The following is a 19,901-nucleotide window of genomic DNA, read 5'->3' on the forward strand; positions in this document are numbered from 1 at the left end:
CCGCACGGCTTTTCTATTCTTTAAAAGCGTTTCAAACCGTCGCTTTACGGTTTGACCTCGGCGGTGACCTTGTCAAAGCCGGCGGTGAAACCGCTCAGCGACATCTTCAGATCCACACGCTGGTCGGGTGCAACGAAGGGCACCAATGAGACGATGGCACCTGCACCCCGTTTGAACGCATCAATATCGCCCTGAGTCAGACCGATGCGGGCATAGCAGCCCAGCGGATCACAGACCGAAAACGGGTAGCGGCGCGGCTGGTTGGCATCAACCATGATGGTCAGCTGCGCGGTCAGCAGGGTTTCCAGCGGCACAGCAACAACGGCACCGGCAACAGCCTGGCCACCAGCGGGCAGGCGGAAGATGCGCACATTTGCGACCTGATTGCCCTCAGCGCCATAAAGCGGCTGCAACAGTTGACAGGGTTCGGTTTCCAGGTTGGCGCGGAAACACTCCAACTTCCAGTCACCGCTTTCTTCGCGGATGTAGGATTGCGGCTCCACCGGGGTGCCCATCGCCAGACCGTCCTGTGCGGTTTCCGGGGTCTGCTCAGCGGTGTCTTGCGCCAGCGCCGCACCACCAAGGGTCAGCGCTGCCATCAAAGACAGGGTTTTGGACAGTTTGTTCATCAAAAGGTTCCACCCAAGAAGTCATTTTCTGCTCAAGCTCTAGCATGTGCTGAAACGGGATGTCAGGCTGAAACTGCCGCAGGTGCTCTCAAAACAGCAAAAACCTGCCTATTTTTCTAAGGTACGTGAGCTTCGGGCGGCAAATATCTGGAATATCGAATAGAAAAAGGGGCCGCGAACTGGCCCCTTTTCCTGATTTTTGCTCCCCGTCGGACTGGCCGACTTAGTCATTGGTTGAACGCTAGGATTTTTAAACCTCAGCGTCAACAGGCAGAGCATGGTTTTTTTGTCAAAAAAAAGACGCTGCTCTGAAACGATCAGAGCGGCCAGTCTGACAGGGAGGAAGTCACCCACCTGCAATGGACATGAGAGGTGGGTCAGGTCACTATGCAGCAAAGGTGTTAATAGAGTATGTGTCCTGCGTTCGATTTGGCCGCGGGGATCATACAGGCAGAATTGGGGGCTGAATTGAGCGAATCCATTTTTATCGGCGGTGGCGGTGAGGCTTATGGCGAAAAACAGGGGCTGACCCTGAAATATGCCAACCGGCATGGCCTGATCGCAGGCGCCACCGGCACCGGCAAAACGGTGACCCTGCAAATCATGGCCGAAGGGTTTTCGGCGCAGGGCGTCCCGGTGTTCCTGTCTGATGTGAAGGGCGATCTGGCCGGACTGGCCAAAGCAGGCAGCGCCAGCGCCAAGCTACATGGTGCCTTTACCTCCCGCGCTGCCAAGATCGGGTTTGATGACTACAGCTATCAGGGTTTCCCGGTCACCTTCTGGGATCTCTTCGGCGATCAGGGCCATCCGGTGCGCACCACGGTTTCTGAGATGGGCCCGTTGCTGCTGGCCCGCCTGTTGGAGCTCTCAGAGGCGCAGGAGGGTGTGTTGAACATCGCCTTCCGTCTGGCGGATGAACAGGGGCTGCCATTGCTGGATCTTAAGGATCTGCAGGCGCTTCTGGTCTGGCTGGGGGAAAACCGCGGTGAGATTGCGCTGCGCTACGGCAATGTCTCCACCGCCTCCATTGGCGCCATTCAGCGGCGGCTTCTGGTTTTGGAAAACCAAGGGGCCACTCAATTATTTGGCGAACCCGCGTTGGATCTGGCGGATCTGATGCGCTGCGGTCCTGACGGGCGCGGGATGATCAACATCCTTGCGGCGGACAAGCTGATGGGCGCGCCGCGGCTTTATGCAACCTTCCTCTTGTGGCTGCTCTCGGAACTGTTTGAGCAGCTGCCTGAGGTCGGTGACCCGGACAAACCCAAGCTGGTCTTCTTCTTTGATGAGGCGCATCTATTGTTCGAAGATGCCCCAAAAGCGCTGGTCGATAAGGTGGAGCAGGTGGCGCGCCTCATTCGGTCCAAAGGGGTAGGCGTCTATTTCGTCACCCAGAACCCCGATGATGTGCCCGAGGATATTCTGGGCCAGCTGGGCAACCGGGTGCAACACGCGCTGCGCGCCTTTACTGCCCGCGACCGCAAAGCCCTGCGCATGGCGGCAGAGACCTATCGTGACAACCCGCGCTTTGACACCGAGGAGGCGATCCGTGAGGTCGGCGTCGGCGAGGCGGTGACCTCTTTCCTGGCCAAAAAGGGTGTGCCGGGCATTGTTGAGCGTACCTTGATCCGCCCACCATCGTCGCAGTTGGGGCCAATCACCAAAGCAGAACGGCAGGGTGTAATCGATGGATCCGACCTGTCGGGCAAATATGAGGACCGTATCGACCGCGACAGCGCCTATGAAATGCTGAAACGCCGGGCAGATGCCGCCGCGCAGGAGGCTGAAGCCGCCGAAGCCGAGGAAGAGGCGGCAGAGCCGATGGTGCGTGAATTCCGTGCCGCGCGTCGGTTCAGTGGCAGCCGGGTCGGGCGATCCTCCTCACGCAGCCTGCGCAGCAACCGCAGGGGGGACACGGTGACCGAAGCCCTGGGCAAAGCGCTTGTGAAAGAACTCAGCGGCACAACCGGGCGCCGCCTGGTGCGTGGGGTTTTGGGCGGCTTGTTTAAAGGCCGCTAGGCGTCACTGCCATCAAAGAACATCCAACAAAGCCCGCACCGCGCGGGTTTTGTACCGTTTGGGGTGGCTCAACACCGCAAAGACCCGCGCCGGATGTGCCACCCAAGTCACCCGCCGCATGGCCAGACCACGCCCTTTGGCCGCACCAACTGCACGGGCCGACAGCATGGTCACATAGGGGCCTGCCGCCACCGCCGCCAGTACCGCCTCATTCGAGGGCAGTTCCAGCGCCACCTCAAGGTTGGCGACCGACAGGCCCATTTCGGCCAGATGCGCCTCAGTCTCACTGCGGGTGCCGGAGCCTTCTTCGCGCAGGATCCATTGCATCTGCACGTAATCCTCAGCGCCGAAATCCGCCGCCCGCGCCATCGGGTGATCGCGGGCCATGACCAGCACCAGTTCATCGCGTGCCACCACCTGCCGGTGCAGATCACTGTCAGGCAGGGCCCCTTCGACGAAGCCAAGATCGGCCTCACCCTTGGCGACGGCCTCGGCCGCTTGGGCAGTGTTGCCTACGTGCAGATCAATGCTGACACCGGGATGGCGTTCATGCAGCAACATCAGCCGGGGCGGCAACCAATAGCTGGCCACCGTCTGGCTGGCCTGAATGCGCAGGGATCCACGGGTTTCCTGACTGAGGTCAGCCAGCACCTGCCGTGTCACCTCAGCCTCTTGCTGGAGCCGTCTGGCCTGCGGCACAAAGGCCTCACCCGCCTGTGTCAGCGCAATGCCACGCCCCACGCGATCAAACAGCTTCACCCCATGTTGGCTTTCCAGGGTGGAAATGGCGGAGGACACGGCGCTTTGCGTCATGTTCAGCAGTTCAGCGGCACGGGTCACATGACGACGCTCCGCCACGGCAAGGAATACTTTGATCTGATCCAGGGTCATGCCCATATCATCGGTAAAATCGAACGTTTTAACAAGATCAATAAATTGGAAGAATGAGATAAACGCTGTCATAAAATCCCAATGTCGGCCCAGAATACTTTCCCATCAGAACTGCCTTTGGTAAAACAAATCATCCGCCATCTGCCGGGCGTTGCCCTTGTTGCGGCGCTGGCCGCAGGGGCGATGTGGCTGAAACAGGCGGTGGATCTGCCCCTGTTGGGGCCGATGGTGATTGCGATGATCCTTGGTGTTGCGGTGCGCAACATCGTGGGGCCGATGGCCTGGGCTGAGGATGGCATCTGCCTGTCGCAACGGCCCCTGATGCGGCTGGGCATTGTGCTGCTGGGGTTGCAGCTGAGCATCGGTCAGATCTGGCAGGCCGGCGCACCGGTGTTTTTGGGCATTGCTGTTCTGCTGTTCGCGACCTTCTGGTCGACGCAAGTAATCGGCCGTTGGCTGGGCGTTGCCCCGGATCTGGCACGGCTGATTGGGGCGGGCACTGCGGTCTGCGGTGCCTCAGCCATTATGGCGGTGCAGGGCGCACGTCCGGGCAGCAACAGCGATCTGGCCTATGCCATCGCCTGTGTGACGCTGTTTGGCACCTTGTCGATGCTGGGTCTGCCGTTGATGGCAATGGCCTTTGGGCTGGACGGTCAGGCTTACGGTCTGTGGGCCGGTGCTGCCATCCATGAGGTAGGGCAGGTTGTCGGCGCAACCGACAGCTACAGCGCTGAAGCGCAGCAATGGGGCATGATGGCCAAGCTGAGCCGGGTCCTGCTGCTGGCGCCCCTGATTGTCCTGCTGACCGGTTTTGGCCGTGGTCCGGTTGACGCTTCCGCGAAAAAGCCAAGCCCGCTACCGCTTTTCGTGGTCGGCTTTGCGGCAATGATGGTGCTGAACTCAACCGTGGCGCTGCCTGTCGCCGCGTTGGAGGCCGGTTCGCTGATCTCTGGTTTCTTCCTGACCATGGCGCTTGCGGCGATGGGGCTGGGCACGGATATCGCGGCCTTGAGGCGCGAAGGCCTGCGCCCCTTGGCGCTGGGGGCTTTTGCCACTGTCTTCGTCACTCTCGGTGCTCTGGCACTGGTTGTTCTGACGCAATAATCCGAGATTTCAACGCTCTGGCTACACCTTCCCGGATTTCCGGGAGGGGCAGGGGCTTTGCATGGGTTCCTGCCGGGATGCCCTAACGCGCCTACGTGCCCTGTGAAACCTGCAAAGCGGGGCGCCCCTTGCCTGAATGCTCCCCAAGTGACTTCGCCAAATGGAACATCCAATAAAAAAGGGCCCCATCCGGGGCCCTTCTGTGTTTCTGGATCAGTCTGATCACTTCTCAGGGATCAGGCCCCGTGGGCTGAACCGCAGCACCAGCAGCAGTACGATGCCCATGGTCATCAGACGCATATAGGCGGCGCTGCCTTTCAGGTGCTCCTTCAGCGCGTTGCCATCCGGCAGGCCAGAGGTCAGCACGTCCAGCAGCCAGGTGCCCATCGGCTCCACCTGAATCCACAGGAAGTAGATCAGGAAGCCGCCAAGAACTGCACCGAAGTTGTTGCCGGAGCCACCAACAATCACCATCAGCCAGATCAGGAAGGTGAAGCGCAGCGGCTGATAACTGCCGGGGGTCAGCTGACCGTCCAGCGTGGTCATCATCGCACCAGCAACACCACAGATGGCCGAGCCGAGGATGAAGATCTGCAGGTGCCGTTTGGTGACATCCTTGCCCATGGCACGCGCCGCAACTTCATTGTCACGGATCGCACGCATCATCCGGCCCCAGGGTGATTTCAGAGCCAGCTGGGCCATCACCAGGATCACCACCAGCACGACCGAGAACAGGCCGGCATAAAGCGTCTTGATCCACAGGGTCGACGCGGTGGTCGGATCCAGCCCCAAGGAGGTTGCGCGTTCCACGAAGGCGCTGCTGTCCTGCAGGGTCACCTCATAGGGTACCGGACGCGGCAGGCCGGATACGTTTTTCACGCCACGGGCCAGCCAATCTTCGTTTTTCATCACCGCGATGATGATCTCAGCAATACCCAGCGTTGCGATCGCAAGGTAGTCCGAGCGCAGGCCAAGGGCCGTCTTGCCGATGACCCAGGCAGCCCCCGCCGCCAGCAAGCCACCAACCGGCCAGGCCAGCAGGACAAACAGATCCGCCTGACGCACTGAGGTGTCACGTCCAACCGCCAGCCAGTTCAGACCGCCCAGGTTGCCATGCATCGCCGGGTTAATCGCCTCCACAGCGGCAACCGCCGGGTCAAACACCGCGCGGTAGATGAAGAAGCCGATGATCAAGGTGGCCAGCATAGCGATGGTGCGGGTGCGGCCTGCGGGCAGGCGGGTGTAGACCAGCACAGTGGCCACCACCGTAGCCGCCCCCAGAACCAGCGCCAGCAGGATCTGGAAGCCACCGGCACTCCAGGCGCCTTCAACGGGTTTTGCCCCGATCAGAACCGTCGCCAGACCACCAAGGGCGACAAAGCCCATGACGCCGACGTTGAACAGACCGGCAAAGCCCCATTGCAGGTTCACCCCCAACGCCATGATGGCCGAGATCAGCGCCATGTTGAGGATAGTCAGTGAGGCATTCCAGCTTTGAAAAATACCGGAGAGCACAAAAAGTGCCGCCACCAGTGCGAAAAGAGCGGTGTTTTTGGTTGTCTCGCTCATACCGATTTCCCCTTGAACAGACCGGTCGGCTTGAACAGCAGCACCACCACAAGGATCGCAAAGCTGACAGCGAATTTATAATCGGTCGACAAAAGCTGCACGAGGCTGGAAGGCTCCAGGTTCTCCGGCAGCAGATATTTCAGCACTTTCTTCCAGGCATAGGTGATCGTGACCTCGGAAAAGGCGATCACGAAGCCCCCGGCGATGGCACCCAGCGGGTTGCCAAGACCACCAACAATTGCGGCCGCAAAGATCGGCAGCAGCAGCTGGAAGTAAGTGAAGGGTTTGAAGGTCTTATCCAGACCGTAAAGCGTGCCCGCCACAGTGGCCAGCGCCGCAACGATCAGCCAAGTGTAGAGCACCACACGTTCCGGGTTGATGCCCGACAGCAGCGCCAGATCTTCATTGTCTGAATAGGCGCGCATCGATTTGCCGGTGCGGGTCTTGTTCAGGAACCAGAACAGCAGCGCCACCACGATGATCGCCGTGACAACGGTGATGCCTTGGGTGGTGCGGATTGCCAGACCTTCGGAAAGGCCGGTCATCTGCTTGAATTCACGCACGGAAATGATGAACCGTTCGCCATCGGCAAAACGCTGATCGTTCGGACCGATGATGAAGCGCACCAGGCCGTTCATGATGAACATGACACCCATCGACACGATCACCAGAATGACCGGCTTGGCCTTTTGCTGACGATAGAACCGATAGACAGTGCGGTCGGTGACTAGCACCAGCGCCATACAGCCCAGGATCCCGAAGGGCAGGGCCAGCAGAGCGGTCGGCAAAGGGCCAAGGCTGAGGCCCCAGCTTTGGAACAGGTAGGTCACCAGCACCACAACCATGGTGCCAAAGGCCATCGTGTCGCCATGGGCGAAGTTGGAAAAGCGCAAGATGCCGTAGATCAGCGTCACGCCAAGCGCGCCAAGCGCCAGCTGGCTGCCATAGGCAACGGCCGGGATCAGCACAAAGTTGGAAAGCACCACAAGGGCGTTCAGGAAGTCCATGTCTTAACCCCCAAGGAAAGATTGGCGCACTTCCGGATCGGCCAGCAGATCTTTGCCGGTGCCGGTGTGGGCGTTGCGACCTTGGACAAGCACATAGCCTTTGTCCGCTATTTCAAGGGCTTGGCGGGCGTTCTGTTCCACCATCAGGATCGAGATGCCGGTGCGGGCCACCTCAATAATCCGGTCAAACAGCTCATCCATCACGATGGGGGACACACCTGCGGTGGGCTCATCCAACAGCAGCACCTTGGGCTGGGTCATCAGCGCGCGGCCGACGGCCACCTGCTGACGTTGACCACCCGAAAGCTCACCCGCCGGTTGGCGCCGTTTGTCACGCAGGATCGGGAACAGGTCATAGATCTGTTCGATGGTCTGGCGGTAATCGTCCTTGCGGATGAAGGCCCCCATCTCAAGGTTCTCTTCCACCGTCATCGAGGTGAAGATGTTTGAGGTCTGCGGCACAAACCCCATGCCCGCGGCAACCCGCGCCTGCGGGGTCAGGCCAGTGATATCGGTGCCGTCCAGACGGACCGAGCCCTGACGCAGATGCAGCATGCCAAAGGTGGCTTTCATCGCGGTGGATTTGCCGGCACCGTTGGGGCCGACGATGACCGCGATTTCACCCTTGTTCACCGCAATGGTGCAGTCATGCAGGATATCAGGGCCGGATTTGCCATACCCACCGGTCATGCTGTCGCCGATCAGAAAGGCCTCATCGGTGCTCATGGCGTGGTCGGTGCCGGTCGAAACCTGCATCGTGCCCCCGCCTGTTTTGGTGATCGAGGCATCTTTGTTGCCGCGATCGTCCTGGTAGGGATTGTTGCTCATGCGCCCACCTTGTCCTTGTTTTTCAGGCCGGTGCCCAGATAGGCCTCGATCACCTGTTCGTTCGCCTTGATCTCAGCCAGGGTCCCCTCAGCCAGAACCTTGCCCTCGGCCATACAAATGACCGGGTTACACAGGCGTTCGATGAAATCCATGTCGTGCTCAATCACCACAAAGGTGTAGCCGCGTTCTTCGTTCAGCTGCTTGATCGCATCCGCAATGGTATAAAGAAGCGTCCGGTTCACGCCGGCGCCCACCTCATCCAGGAAGACGATCTTGGCGTCGACCATCATGGTGCGGCCCAGTTCCAGCAGTTTTTTCTGACCGCCAGAAATCTCACCCGCTTTCAGATCGGCGATATGGCTGATAGTCAGGAACTCAAGCACCTCATCAGCCTTGGCCCGCAGCGCGCGTTCCTCATCGGCGATGCGTTTGCGGCCAAACCATGTGTTCCACAAGGCTTCGCCCGACTGTCCGCCCGGAACCATCATCAGGTTTTCCCGGCAGGTCATTGAATGAAATTCATGGGCAATCTGGAAGGTCCGCAGCAGCCCCTTATGGAACAGCTCATGCGGCGGCAATCCGGTGATGTCCTCACCATCCATGGTGACCCGGCCCGAGGTGGGCGGCAAGACACCGGCGATGACGTTGAACAATGTGGTTTTTCCGGCACCATTTGGGCCAATCAGCCCGGTGATGGAGCCTTTTTCGATGGTGAGTGTCGCGCCATCTACGGCGTGAAATCCCCCGAAATGCTTATGGACGTCTTCTACGACGATCATGAAGCAGTTCCCCCGTCTTGGCGCATTGTTTGCGCCTGTTTGATTGGTGTGACGCGTTTTCGCGTCTGGTTTTACGCGCAGGGCGAGATTGCCCCGCTTTTGATGCAGCACAGCCCGGCACAGGGCCGGGCTGACTGAATTTTTACAGGAAAGCTAAAGGATTAGCGGTACTTAACCGTTTCCAGCTTGCCACCCTGAACTTCGATCTCACGGTAGCCGCCTGCGGCTTCACCGGGGCCGATCAGCTCAACCGCGGTTGCGCCGACATAGTCGATGTCACCACCAGCTGCCAGGATCTCCAGGCCTTTGGCCAGTTCACCCGGGTAGATCTTTTCGCCCGGAGCGTTGGCAACCATTTCCACTTTGGATTTGTAGTCGCCCGGCTCAACCGAACCTGCGGCCTGCATGGCCAGCATGATCAGCGCTGCAGCGTCGTAGCTTTCGCCCACATAGGGGCCCGAAGCGTCCACACCGGTGGCAGCCACTTTTTCAACAACCATCGAGGCGTCTGCAGCGTCGCTGCCCGGCGCGGTGCCGATCGAGCCTTCGATTTCGTCACCAAAGGTGGTTTCCAGGTTCGGGCCGATCATACCGTCGGGCAGAACAAAGGTGTCAAATGCACCGGTGTCCAGTGCCGCACGGATCACGCCCGGGCCACCCTGGTCAACATAGCCCGCAACAACCAGCGCGTCGCCGCCGGCCGAGGCCAGTGCGCCAACTTCAGCCGAGTAGTCGGCTTTGCCGTCTTCGTGGGCGGTGGTGGTGGTCACGGTGCCGCCAGCAGCTGCGTAAGCAGCGGCGAAGCTGTCTGCCAGACCTTTACCGTAGTCGTTGTTGGTGTAGGTCACAGCCACTTCGCTGATGCCTTTTTCCATCAGCACGTCGGCCAGAACCTGACCCTGACGCGCATCCGACGGGGCGGTGCGGAAGAACAGGCCGTTGTCTTCAGCAGCGGACAGGGCAGGCGAGGTCGCCGAAGGCGAAATCATCACAATGCCGTTTGCCAGTGCAACGTTCGACAGAACCGCGCCGGTCACACCCGAGCAGTCTGCGCCCATGATGCCTTTGACGCCGTCCGAGGTGACCAGACGTTCAGCCGCTGCAGTTGCAGCGCCCGAGTCGATGCAGGTCGAGTCAGCGCGTACGGGCATGACAGTCTTGCCGCCCAGCAGTTTGCCGCTTTCGGAAACTTCGCTCATCGCCAGTTCCGCGCCGCCTGCCATGGCAGGGGTCAGCGATTCAATCGGGCCTGTGAAGCCCAGGATGATACCCAGTTTAACCGCGTGGTCATCTGCCATTGCGCCGCCAGCCATAAGCGCGGTCGCGGCCGAAGCCATCAGAAACTTTTTCATGATTTTCTCCCAAGTTGGAACTTAAGTCCGGATTCGACCCTATCTCCGGAGTCTGGAAAAGAAAAGCACCCTTGAACGGGGTTTTTGATCACAAATTCTGAGTTCCGCCAGGGCAGATATAAGAATGTTTGTTGAAAGAGCGACAGGGCGAACTAAACTTACTCAACGGCCCCTTCCCGCACTGAATGTTCGACCTGATTGAAACAAGGCTGCGAGATGCTGAGATGAGAGACACCACACCCCGGACCCGCGCCCGGCCGCATCCCTTAGGGATCGCGTTCGTCTTGTTCAGCCTGATGGTGCTGGCCTGGATCATGCTCCTTGCCATGCCAGCTCGCGCGGTGGAGTACCGGATTGATAAGGTCGCTGATGGCTTTGTGGTGCCCTGGTCGCTGGCCTTTTTGCCGGATGGCGGTTTTCTGGTCACCGAGCGTGATGGCGCCCTCTGGCAGGTTGCGCCGGATGGGACGCGCCAACAGATCAAAGGTCTGCCGGATATCACCGCGATCGGGCAGGGTGGCCTTTTGGATGTGGTCGCGGCCGAGGATTTCATCACCTCACGCCGCATCTTTCTCAGCTACACAACTAATGTCCCCGGTGGCGCAGGCACCGCCATGGCCACCGCGGTCCTGCCGGAAGGCTCTGACCGGATCGAACGTGTGTTCCGCATTTTCCAACTGCAGCGTGGCAATCAAAACGGGCGCCACTTTGGCGGTCGGATCGTTGAAACCGCGGATGGCCACCTTTTCCTGACAATCGGTGACATGGGCGAAGCGCGTGAAGCGCAGAACGTTGGCTCCCATTGGGGTAAGATCATCCGCCTGCGCATCGATGGCACCGTGCCGCGCGACAATCCGTTTCAAATGCGCCGCAACGCGCTGCCTGAGATCTGGAGCCTTGGCCATCGCAACCCGCAAGGTCTGGCACGCACCCGGGAAGGGGCACTGGTATCCTCGGAACATGGCGCTAAAGGCGGGGATGAGCTGAACTGGGTTGAAGCCGGCGCCAATTATGGCTGGCCGGTCATTTCCTATGGCACCCACTATAGTGGCCGTAAGATCGGCGAGGGCACGGAAAAACGCGGCATGCGCCAGCCGCTGATCTATTGGGATCCCTCCATCGCGCCCTCAGGCATGATGGTTTATGAGGGCACAATGTTCCCGGAATGGCGCGGCGACCTGTTTGTCGGTTCATTAAAGTTTGACCATATCGCACAGGTTGCCGGCAAAGGGCTGGCGCAGGTGCGTCAGATCAAAACTGATGAGACCCAGAGGGTGCGCGACGTGCGCGAAGCCCCTGATGGATCCATCTGGTTTCTGAGCGAAGGAAATGGCGCCGTTTACCGTTTGTGGCGCCCCTGACCCTAGGGTCCCTTAGTCTTCGGCCTTCATCATCTGGCTGCCGCGTTCCCGGTACGGGGTGGTGTTATAATGCGAGCGGTAGCATTTGGAAAAATGTGATGGCGAGGCAAAGCCACAGGCCAGCGCCACGTTGATCACACTCATATCCGTCTGCATCAGCAGATTGCGCGCCTTCTGCAGCCGCAGCTCCATGTAATAGCGTTTTGGGGAGCGGTTCAGGTAACGGCGAAACAAACGCTCCAGCTGGCGGGTCGACATGCCAACATCCTTGGCCAGCAGCGATGGGCTGATCGGCTCCTCGATATTGGCTTCCATCATCTGAATCACCTGACTCAGCTTGGGGTGACGCACACCGATGCGGGTGGGCACCGACAGGCGCAACGGATCCTGATCGGTCCGGATGGAGGAATAGATCAACTGATCCGCAACCGCATTCGCCAGCTCCTCGCCATGATCGGCCGCAATCAGGGACAGCATCAGATCCAGCGAGGCCGTGCCGCCCGCCGCCGTCATCCGGTTGCCGGACATCACAAAAACCGATTTGGTCAGCTCAATATCAACAAACTCTTCTTCAAAGCTGTCCTGATGTTCCCAATGAATGGTGGCCCGTTTGCCGTCCAGCAGGCCCGATTTGGCCAGCGCATAAGCGCCAGTACATAGGCTGCCGACGCTGATGCCACGCCGGGCTTCGCGCCGCAGCCAGGAAATCAGCCGCTTTGAGGTGTTGGATCGCACATCAACGCCACCGCACAACAGCAGCCGGTCATCACGGCCCAATTCACCCAGGTCACTGTCCAGATTAAAAGCAACCCCAGATGAACTGGTGACCGTTTCACCGCCTTCGCCCTGCAACTCCCATCGATAAAGCTCTTTGCCTGCGGTATAATTCGCGATCCTCAGACAATCGAGCGCCGCCGCAAAGGGCAGCAGCGTGAACTGCTCAAGAAGAACAAAAACAACTTTTTTAGGGTGCTCTCCGACCGGAGGGGCAGAGCGCGGAATGCGGTTTGGGTCCATCGACGTATCCTTGCCAAAGAGGAAACGACAGAAACAGGTTTGCGCCCCGGGTGCAAGAGGTTGCAAACATCGAATGGCTCAATCTTAACAACGCGCTGCCAGAACAACAATAGAACCCGTTAGCGCACGTATTTTTACAATTCCTTTATGGTCAGCCCTAATCTTGTTCGATATAGAAAGGCGACGCCCAAATACCTAATCGGAGGATAGAATGAGCGATTGGCAAAAAACCGACTGGCGCAGCAAGCCACGGGTCCAAATGCCTGACTATACGGACGCCACCGCTCTGAACGCGGTTGAGGCGCAGCTGTCGAAATATCCGCCGCTGGTTTTTGCCGGTGAAGCCCGCAAGCTGAAGGCCCAGCTGGGCGCGGCATCGCGCGGCGAAGCGTTCCTGCTGCAGGGTGGCGATTGCGCCGAAAGCTTTGATCAGTTTTCCGCCAACGGCATTCGCGACACCTTCAAGGTGATGCTGCAGATGGCGATGGTGTTGACCTATGGCGCCAAAGTCCCTGTGGTAAAGGTCGGCCGGATGGCGGGACAGTTCGCCAAACCCCGTTCGGCACCCACCGAAACCGTCGATGGTGTGGAACTGCCCAGCTACCGTGGCGATATCATCAATGAGCTGGATTTCACCTCGGCGGCCCGTATTCCCGATCCGAAAAAGATGCTGCAGGCCTATACCCAGGCGGCTGCTACTTTGAACCTGCTGCGCGCCTTCTCGACCGGTGGTTATGCAGATGTGCATCAGGTGCACCAGTGGACGCTGGGCTTCACTGAGGGCGAAAAGGCCGCTAAATATCGCGATATGGCCAACCGCATCAGCGACACGCTGGACTTCATGCGCGCCGCTGGCGTGGACAGCGATCGTGCCCACACGCTGCAGACCGTGGATTTCTACACCAGCCATGAATCGCTGCTGCTGGAATATGAAGAGGCGCTGACCCGTCTTGATTCCACCTCTGGCAAGTGGCTGGCAGGCTCGGGCCACATGATCTGGATCGGTGACCGCACCCGTCAGCCTGATGGCGCCCATGTGGAATTTGCCCGTGGCGTGATGAACCCGGTTGGCCTGAAATGCGGTCCGACCACCACGGCTGAGGATCTGAAGGTCCTGATGCAGAAGCTGAACCCGGAAAACGAAGAGGGCAAGCTGACCCTGATCGCCCGTTTCGGTGCCGGCAAAGTGGGCGAACATCTGCCGCGTCTGATTCGTGCGGTTGAGGAAGAAGGCGCTAAGGTTCTGTGGACCTGTGACGCGATGCACGGCAATACGATCAAATCGGCCACCGGCTATAAGACCCGTCCGTTCCAGTCGGTGCTGCAGGAGGTTCAGGAATTCTTCCAGATCCACCGCGCCGAAGGCACGGTTCCGGGCGGCGTTCATTTTGAAATGACCGGCCAGGATGTGACCGAATGCACCGGCGGCGTGCGCGAAGTCACCGAAGAGGATCTGTCGGATCGCTACCACACCGCCTGTGACCCGCGCCTCAACGCCAGCCAGTCGCTGGAACTGGCCTTCCTGGTGGCCGAGGAGCTGTCGGCCCTGCGCGAAGATCGTCCCGCCAAGGCTGTCTAAGGGCAAGGCCACAGATCAGTTTATGCAAAGCGAAAGCGCCCCATTGCCGGGGCGCTTTTCGTTTTTACCGGTACTCGGTTAACCACTCAGCGGTCGGTTTTCACCAGCCTTAGATGCGGGGCCCCTTTGGTGTGAGCCATGTCTTGGACAGGATCACGCGCCACAAAGGCTTCGCTCGCCTCAGCAAATCCAACCGCCTGTTGGGGGGCCGGCAGCATGGATTGCCCAGACAGCACCCGCAACCGGTGGCCGGCCATTTGGAAATGTCGCGGTGTCTCACCAATGACACCTTTGTAGGACACCGTGCCCAGAATACGGGTGCTGTGCCCGCGGTCATCGCTCAGCGGCCAAAGGGTCATCCGCCCCTCAAACAGGGGCTTGCCGCGGCCCCGTTCGGCGCTGAGGGTCATTTGGGCGATACCCGGTTTTGCGCAAACTGCCTCGGCCAGATCATCGATCTCTTTGCGGTAATGCGGGGCAAACAGGCTACCAAAGGGCATGCCGCGCACCTCCATCCCTTGAAGATCATTGAAGATTTGCCCTGCCAGCCGCAGCCGCGTCATACCGGGCGCGATCCGCTCCAGAATAAAGGAATGGGCCAGCGCGCCTTCAATCCCGCGTGGATCAATATCAGCCCGGGCGGGCATCACCCGACCAGCCCGTTTGCCCTGCCAATAGGCGTCAATCTCAGCAATCTCAGGAAAGCGGCGATCCGACAGGAAGGGCGACATTTCGATAACATTATCTTTCTGCTCCGCCTGCGCTGCGGGGCCGTGGTGATCCATCTCAAACATAAAACCGCCTCATCACTCTCGTCCAAACAACAGATGGCCCTCGGCCCCCAAAAGCGGTTAAGAAAACCCTAAGGCAGCAAAGGTTACCGATACCTTAATATGCCACGAGTTATTTCAAATTCGCCGAAATTCCGTTCGGTTGGTTAACTGAACTGTTACAAAGATCGGTCATGATCACCCGGTCTGATCGCCGGAGACAGGCACCTCAGTGGTATTCTCCCTTGCTGCGCAGCGCAGGCTGTGACCATATCAATGCGCGCAACCACGGAGGACAACGTGCTGCAATCAATGACAGGCTTTGCATCCGGCAAAGGGGAACTGGCCCCTTACAGCTGGACTTGGGAAATCCGCTCGGTCAATGCCAAGGGGCTGGATCTGCGCCTAAGGGTGCCGGATTGGATCGAAGGGTTGGAAACCACCCTGCGCGCCCGGCTGGGCAAGGCGATGGGGCGTGGCAATGTCACCCTGTCGCTGAAAGTGCAGCGCGAAGACAGCGGCGGCAGCCTGTCGCTGAACGGTGCAGCGCTCGACTCTATGCTGGAGGCAATGGCCACCGTCACCGCCCGTGCGGAGGCAAATGGCGTCGCACTGGCCCCGGTCACAGCCGTCGATCTGATGAACCTGCGCGGCGTGATGGAGCAGGGTTCCAGCGAGGAAGAGACCAAAGCCCTTGGTGCGGCCGTGTTGCAGGGGTTTGAGCCGGTATTGCAGCAGTTTCTGGACATGCGTGGCAACGAAGGGCGGGCCCTGCATGAGGTGCTGACACGCACCGTGGATGAGATCGAAACGCTGGTCGGTCAGGCCGAAGCGGCGATCGGCAACCGTAAAGAGGCGATGGAAGAGGCGCTGCGCGCCGCCCTGGCCCGGGTGATGCAGAATGTTGACACGATGGATGAGGACCGCCTGGCGCAGGAAATGGCGTTGGTTGCGGTCAAATCTGACGTGACCGAAGAATTGGACCGGCTGCGCGCCCATATCGGCGCGGCGCGTGGTCTTTTGCAGGACCGCAAACCGGTGGGCCGCAAACTAGACTTCCTGATGCAGGAATTTAACCGTGAGGCGAACACGCTCTGTTCGAAATCGCAAAATACCGCGTTGACGCGCATTGGTCTGGACCTCAAAACCGTGATCGACCAAATGCGTGAACAAGTACAGAATGTGGAGTAACCCAAGACCATGACCGCATCCACCTCCCGCCGCGGCCTGTTGATCATCCTGTCCTCGCCCTCGGGCGCGGGCAAATCGACCCTGACGCGCAAGCTGCGTGATTGGGATCCGACCATCCGGTTTTCCGTCTCAGCGACCACCCGCCAGCCACGTCCCGGCGAAGAGGATGGCGTGCATTACCACTTCCTGACCGAAGACCACTTCAAACGTGATGTGGCTGAGGGTGAGATGCTGGAACATGCCCATGTCTTCGGCAACTTCTACGGTTCGCCCAAAGGGCCGGTTCAGACCGCCATCGATGGCGGCGAAGATGTGCTGTTTGACATCGATTGGCAGGGCGCCCAGCAGATCCGTAACTCGGCCCTTGGCGCACATACGTTGTCGGTCTTTATCCTGCCGCCCTCGATCAAAGAGCTGCACCGCCGGCTGGTCAGCCGTGGTCAGGACAGCGATGAGGTGATTGCCAAACGGATGCAGAAAAGCTGGGATGAAATCAGCCATTGGGGCAGCTATGACTATGTGCTGGTCAATGACGATCTGGACAAAACCGCTGAGGAGCTGACCACCATTGTCAGTGCCACCCGCCTGCGCCGTCTGCAGCAACCCGCCCTGATGGAGCATGTGCGCACGCTTCAGGCTGAATTTGAGGACATCCAATGACCCTTTACGCCCTGAATGACATCACGCCGAAAACGCCGGAGGATGGCGATTTCTGGATTGCGCCGGATGCCAATGTGATCGGCAATGTGGTGTTGGAAACCGCGACCTCAATCTGGTTCGGCTGCACCCTGCGAGGTGACAACGAAGAGATCCGCATTGGCGCTGGCAGCAATGTGCAGGAAAACACGGTGATGCATACCGATATGGGGTTCCCGCTGATCATTGGTCAGGGCTGCACCATCGGACATAAGGCAATGCTGCACGGCTGCACGATCGGCGACAATTCCCTGATCGGCATGGGGGCTACCGTGCTGAACGGCGCCAAGATCGGCAAGAACTGCCTGATTGGGGCAGGGGCCTTGATCACCGAAGGTAAGGAAATCCCGGACGGTTCACTTGTCATGGGGGCGCCGGGTAAGGTGGTGCGTCAGCTGGACGACAAAGCGATCGAGGGGCTGAAACACTCCGCGCTTGGCTATCAACTGAATATGCGCCGGTTCCGTGCGGAATTGAAACCGGTCTGACAGAAACCGCAGCATCGCCCTGATGTGATCTGCGCCTGAGGATATCATCATGTCCCAAGATCCCCAGTTCAGCGCCGCCCATGCGCTGCTGTCGGCGGTGCCGCAACCGGCGCTGCTGGTGACCGGCAGTGAACGGATCATCGGTGCCAATGCCAAGGCTGAGGCGCTTCTGGGGGGCGGTTTAAGCGGTCGTCATCTGATCACGGTGATCCGCCAACCTTCGGTGCTAGAGGCGATTGAACGCTGCGACCTCAATCGCAGCACCCAAGAGGCACGCTACTTGGGCCGCGATGTGCGCAATGAGCTGACCTACAAGGTCAACTGCGGCTTCGTCGATCTGCGCGATGTGCAGGGGGTTCTGGTCAGTTTCGAAGATATCAGCCAGGCCGAGGCCATAGGCCAGATGCGGCGCGATTTTGTCGCCAACGTCAGCCATGAGCTGCGGACGCCTTTGACCGCGCTGATCGGGTTTATCGAAACGCTGCAAGGCCCCGCAGCCGAAGACGCCAAAGCGCGCGATCGATTCCTGTCGATCATGGGAGATGAGGCCAGTCGAATGAACCGATTGGTCAGCGACCTCCTGAGCCTCAGTCAGGTGGAGGCTGAGGCGCGGTTGCGGCCGTCACAAAATGTCGACCTGGGGCACCTGCTGGCCGAAACAGTGGAGGGGCTGAGCCCGGTTGCGGATGCAGCCAATGTCACCGTCGACTGGCACTTGCCCGACCAACCCGTAACAGTGCCGGGTGATAGTGATCAGCTGCGCCAGATCTTCACCAACCTGATCGAAAACGCGATCAAATATGGCGGCCGGGACAACACCGTCACCCTGCGGCTTAGCGAAAGCCCACGTGATCCGGTGCTGCGGCAGGCCGGGGTGCGGGTGGACGTAATTGACCGCGGCCCGGGGATTGAGGCGGTGCATCTGCCGCGCCTGACAGAACGGTTCTACCGCATCGACAGTCACCGCTCACGCGAGATGGGCGGCACCGGTCTGGGGTTGGCGATTGTGAAACATATCGTCAATCGCCATCGTGGCCGGTTCAAGATCCAGAGCACGCCCGGCGAAGGGAGCACCTTCTCAGTTTTGCTACCTATGGAAGGGTAATTCGCCCCTATAAGCGAGGCCGGAAAATACATTCTACCAGCGATATGTATGTACCGTATTTTTACTAAACTGCCCAATAGTTAAGCCGTTTTGCCCTGCGACCGTTCCTCATTCCGGGGAACGGAGTGTGTACCCTGTCGGCTCCTCCATTTACCGCCGACCCCAAGCAGGAGAAGTTCATGTCTCTCAAGAGGCTCACCGCCGCCACGGCGATGTTCACTGCAATTGCAGCTACCGCCGCGCTGGCTGAACCGGTCGAAGTGGCCGGCTCCTCCACTGTATTTCCCTACGCCATGATGTCCGGCGACACCTTTGTCGAAAACCACGACTTCGGTTACCCCAATGTTGAATCGATCGGCTCCTCCAAGGGGCTGAAACGGTTTTGCGAAGGTGTTGGCGCCGATACGCTGGATATCGCGACCGCGTCGCGCAAAATCAAAGCCAAGGAGATCAAAGCCTGTGCCGAAAATGGTGTGACTGACATCATCGAAGTGCGCATCGGTTATGACGGTCTGGTTTTCGCCAGCGCCAAGAAAGGCCCGTCCTTCAACTTCGTTCCGGCCGATTGGTATCAGGCCCTGGCCGCACGTGTGCTGGTCGACGGGGCATTGGTTGAAAACCCCTACACCTCCTGGGCGGAGTTCAACGCAGATCTGCCTGACGTCGGCATCCGCACCTTTATCCCGGCTTCCAGCCACGGTACCCGCGAAGTGTTTGACCAGAAGATGATGTTGGCGGGCTGCAAAGCCACCGGCGCATATGATCTGCTGCTGGCCGAAAATGGTGGTGACGCCAAAGCCGCGGGCAAAGCCTGCCTGATCACCCGTGAAGGCAAAGCGGTTGAGGAGCTGGAAGTCACCGGCACCGAAACCCTGGATAAAATGCGTGGCGCCAAAGGCAGCATCGCGCTGCTGGGTCTGGCATTTTATGAAACCAACGTCGGCGAGCTGCAGGCCGCAACCGTTGAAGGTGTGTCCCCGTCGTCTGATGTGATCGCAAACGGCGAATACCTCGTGTCGCGCCCGCTGTTCATGTACGTCAAGAAGGCCAACATCGCGCTGACCCCGGGCATCAAGGAATATGTCCAGACGGTCCTGTCGGATGAGCTGTCGGGCCCCGGTGGTTTCCTGACCATCTTTGGCCTGGTGGCAGATCCCGAACTGGCCAGCACCCGTGAAATGGTGACCAATGAGGTGACCATGGGCGCCTCAAGCTAAGCGCCCCCAGTGCCCCCAGTCAGGGGAGGGGCGCAACTGCCTCGGCCTGCAACTGTTGGTCTGAGCGCCCCAGAAACCGCGGCTTCCCCCCCGGAGGCCGCGGTTTTCTGTTGTGAGGTGTCATATTGGATTCGGAATTCCCTCACCGGAGCGGTGGTAAGGCAGTAAATATGACACATTTCACAGACATCTGTCACAAAACCCCTCTACCAATCGAAATAGTTGTCTAGTTTTTTGCACTTTCTAGAAAAGATAGGTGCGACATCTGATAAAATTTAAATGTATAATTTCAATAGAAT

18 protein-coding genes are annotated in these 19,901 nt (G+C 59.3%); 9 read left to right on the top strand and 9 right to left on the bottom strand.

From position 1 onward, the window contains the following. Positions 1-44 precede the first annotated feature (44 nt). Positions 45-629 (bottom strand): invasion associated locus B family protein, encoded by a 585-nt coding sequence (locus ACORLH_RS11050; RefSeq protein WP_321832716.1) that lies wholly within the window; start codon positions 627-629, stop codon positions 45-47. 468 nt (positions 630-1,097) lie between these two features. Between ACORLH_RS11050 and ACORLH_RS11055 the strand changes: the two genes are divergently transcribed. Beyond that, complete coding sequence (locus ACORLH_RS11055; RefSeq protein WP_321832717.1) at positions 1,098-2,648, top strand: helicase HerA-like domain-containing protein; 1,551 nt, start codon at positions 1,098-1,100, stop codon at positions 2,646-2,648. Between the two features lie 12 nt (positions 2,649-2,660). On the opposite strand, the gene ACORLH_RS11060 is transcribed toward ACORLH_RS11055, so the two are convergent. Next, complete coding sequence (locus tag ACORLH_RS11060; RefSeq protein ID WP_321832718.1) at positions 2,661-3,539, bottom strand: LysR family transcriptional regulator; 879 nt, start codon at positions 3,537-3,539, stop codon at positions 2,661-2,663. An 81-nt stretch (positions 3,540-3,620) separates the two neighbouring features. Between ACORLH_RS11060 and ACORLH_RS11065 the strand changes: the two genes are divergently transcribed. Continuing rightward, positions 3,621-4,643 (top strand): YeiH family protein, encoded by a 1,023-nt coding sequence (locus ACORLH_RS11065; RefSeq protein ID WP_321832719.1) that lies wholly within the window; start codon positions 3,621-3,623, stop codon positions 4,641-4,643. 222 nt (positions 4,644-4,865) lie between these two features. Here ACORLH_RS11065 and ACORLH_RS11070 read toward each other — a convergent pair whose 3' ends face one another. The 5 genes from ACORLH_RS11070 to ACORLH_RS11090 form a co-directional block, all read right to left on the bottom strand. Further along, a complete protein-coding gene (locus ACORLH_RS11070; protein ID WP_321832720.1) occupies positions 4,866-6,212 on the bottom strand; it encodes a branched-chain amino acid ABC transporter permease in 1,347 nt (448 codons plus the stop codon). Then, on the bottom strand, positions 6,209-7,219 hold the full coding sequence (locus ACORLH_RS11075; RefSeq protein ID WP_321832721.1) for a branched-chain amino acid ABC transporter permease: 1,011 nt from the start codon (positions 7,217-7,219) through the stop codon (positions 6,209-6,211). Before ACORLH_RS11075 ends, ACORLH_RS11070 begins: the two co-directional genes overlap by 4 nt. A gap of 3 nt (positions 7,220-7,222) precedes the next feature. Next, positions 7,223-8,047, bottom strand: coding sequence for an ABC transporter ATP-binding protein (locus ACORLH_RS11080; RefSeq protein ID WP_082626133.1), 825 nt, complete (start codon positions 8,045-8,047; stop codon positions 7,223-7,225). Beyond that, a complete protein-coding gene (locus ACORLH_RS11085) occupies positions 8,044-8,826 on the bottom strand; it encodes an ABC transporter ATP-binding protein (protein ID WP_058242016.1) in 783 nt (260 codons plus the stop codon). The genes ACORLH_RS11080 and ACORLH_RS11085 overlap by 4 nt, the downstream gene beginning before the upstream one ends. Positions 8,827-8,987: 161 nt before the next feature. Beyond that, a complete protein-coding gene (locus tag ACORLH_RS11090; protein WP_321832722.1) occupies positions 8,988-10,178 on the bottom strand; it encodes an ABC transporter substrate-binding protein in 1,191 nt (396 codons plus the stop codon). A gap of 224 nt (positions 10,179-10,402) precedes the next feature. Between ACORLH_RS11090 and ACORLH_RS11095 the strand changes: the two genes are divergently transcribed. Beyond that, entirely contained in the window at positions 10,403-11,539 is a 1,137-nt protein-coding gene (locus tag ACORLH_RS11095) for a PQQ-dependent sugar dehydrogenase (RefSeq protein ID WP_321832723.1), read from the top strand. 12 nt (positions 11,540-11,551) lie between these two features. Here the strand turns inward: ACORLH_RS11095 and ACORLH_RS11100 are convergent, their stop codons facing one another. Next, the gene (locus tag ACORLH_RS11100) at positions 11,552-12,556 is read right to left on the bottom strand and encodes a GlxA family transcriptional regulator (RefSeq protein WP_321832724.1); all 1,005 of its coding nucleotides are present in this window, start codon (positions 12,554-12,556) and stop codon (positions 11,552-11,554) included. A gap of 211 nt (positions 12,557-12,767) precedes the next feature. On the opposite strand from ACORLH_RS11100, the gene ACORLH_RS11105 reads away from it, so the two are divergent. Then, on the top strand, positions 12,768-14,135 hold the full coding sequence (locus ACORLH_RS11105; protein WP_321832725.1) for a class II 3-deoxy-7-phosphoheptulonate synthase: 1,368 nt from the start codon (positions 12,768-12,770) through the stop codon (positions 14,133-14,135). A gap of 86 nt (positions 14,136-14,221) precedes the next feature. On the opposite strand, the gene ACORLH_RS11110 is transcribed toward ACORLH_RS11105, so the two are convergent. After that, positions 14,222-14,929 (bottom strand): PAS domain-containing protein, encoded by a 708-nt coding sequence (locus ACORLH_RS11110; protein ID WP_321832726.1) that lies wholly within the window; start codon positions 14,927-14,929, stop codon positions 14,222-14,224. 252 nt (positions 14,930-15,181) lie between these two features. Between ACORLH_RS11110 and ACORLH_RS11115 the strand changes: the two genes are divergently transcribed. The 5 genes from ACORLH_RS11115 to ACORLH_RS11135 all read left to right on the top strand — a co-directional run bounded on the left by ACORLH_RS11115 (position 15,182) and on the right by ACORLH_RS11135 (position 19,602). Continuing rightward, the gene (locus tag ACORLH_RS11115) at positions 15,182-16,096 is read left to right on the top strand and encodes a YicC/YloC family endoribonuclease (protein ID WP_321832727.1); all 915 of its coding nucleotides are present in this window, start codon (positions 15,182-15,184) and stop codon (positions 16,094-16,096) included. 9 nt (positions 16,097-16,105) lie between these two features. Continuing rightward, positions 16,106-16,756 carry a guanylate kinase gene (gene gmk, locus ACORLH_RS11120; protein WP_321832728.1) on the top strand — a complete coding sequence of 217 codons (651 nt, stop codon included), beginning with the start codon at positions 16,106-16,108 and terminating at the stop codon, positions 16,754-16,756. Next, positions 16,753-17,280 carry a gamma carbonic anhydrase family protein gene (locus ACORLH_RS11125; RefSeq protein ID WP_058242023.1) on the top strand — a complete coding sequence of 176 codons (528 nt, stop codon included), beginning with the start codon at positions 16,753-16,755 and terminating at the stop codon, positions 17,278-17,280. The genes gmk and ACORLH_RS11125 overlap by 4 nt, the downstream gene beginning before the upstream one ends. Before the next feature lie 49 nt (positions 17,281-17,329). Then, complete coding sequence (locus ACORLH_RS11130; RefSeq protein WP_321832729.1) at positions 17,330-18,385, top strand: sensor histidine kinase; 1,056 nt, start codon at positions 17,330-17,332, stop codon at positions 18,383-18,385. 179 nt (positions 18,386-18,564) lie between these two features. Further along, positions 18,565-19,602 carry a substrate-binding domain-containing protein gene (locus tag ACORLH_RS11135; protein ID WP_321832730.1) on the top strand — a complete coding sequence of 346 codons (1,038 nt, stop codon included), beginning with the start codon at positions 18,565-18,567 and terminating at the stop codon, positions 19,600-19,602. Positions 19,603-19,901 lie beyond the last annotated feature (299 nt).

The organism is Thalassovita sp., from assembly GCF_963691685.1.
Taxonomy (GTDB): Bacteria; Pseudomonadota; Alphaproteobacteria; order Rhodobacterales; family Rhodobacteraceae; genus Thalassobius.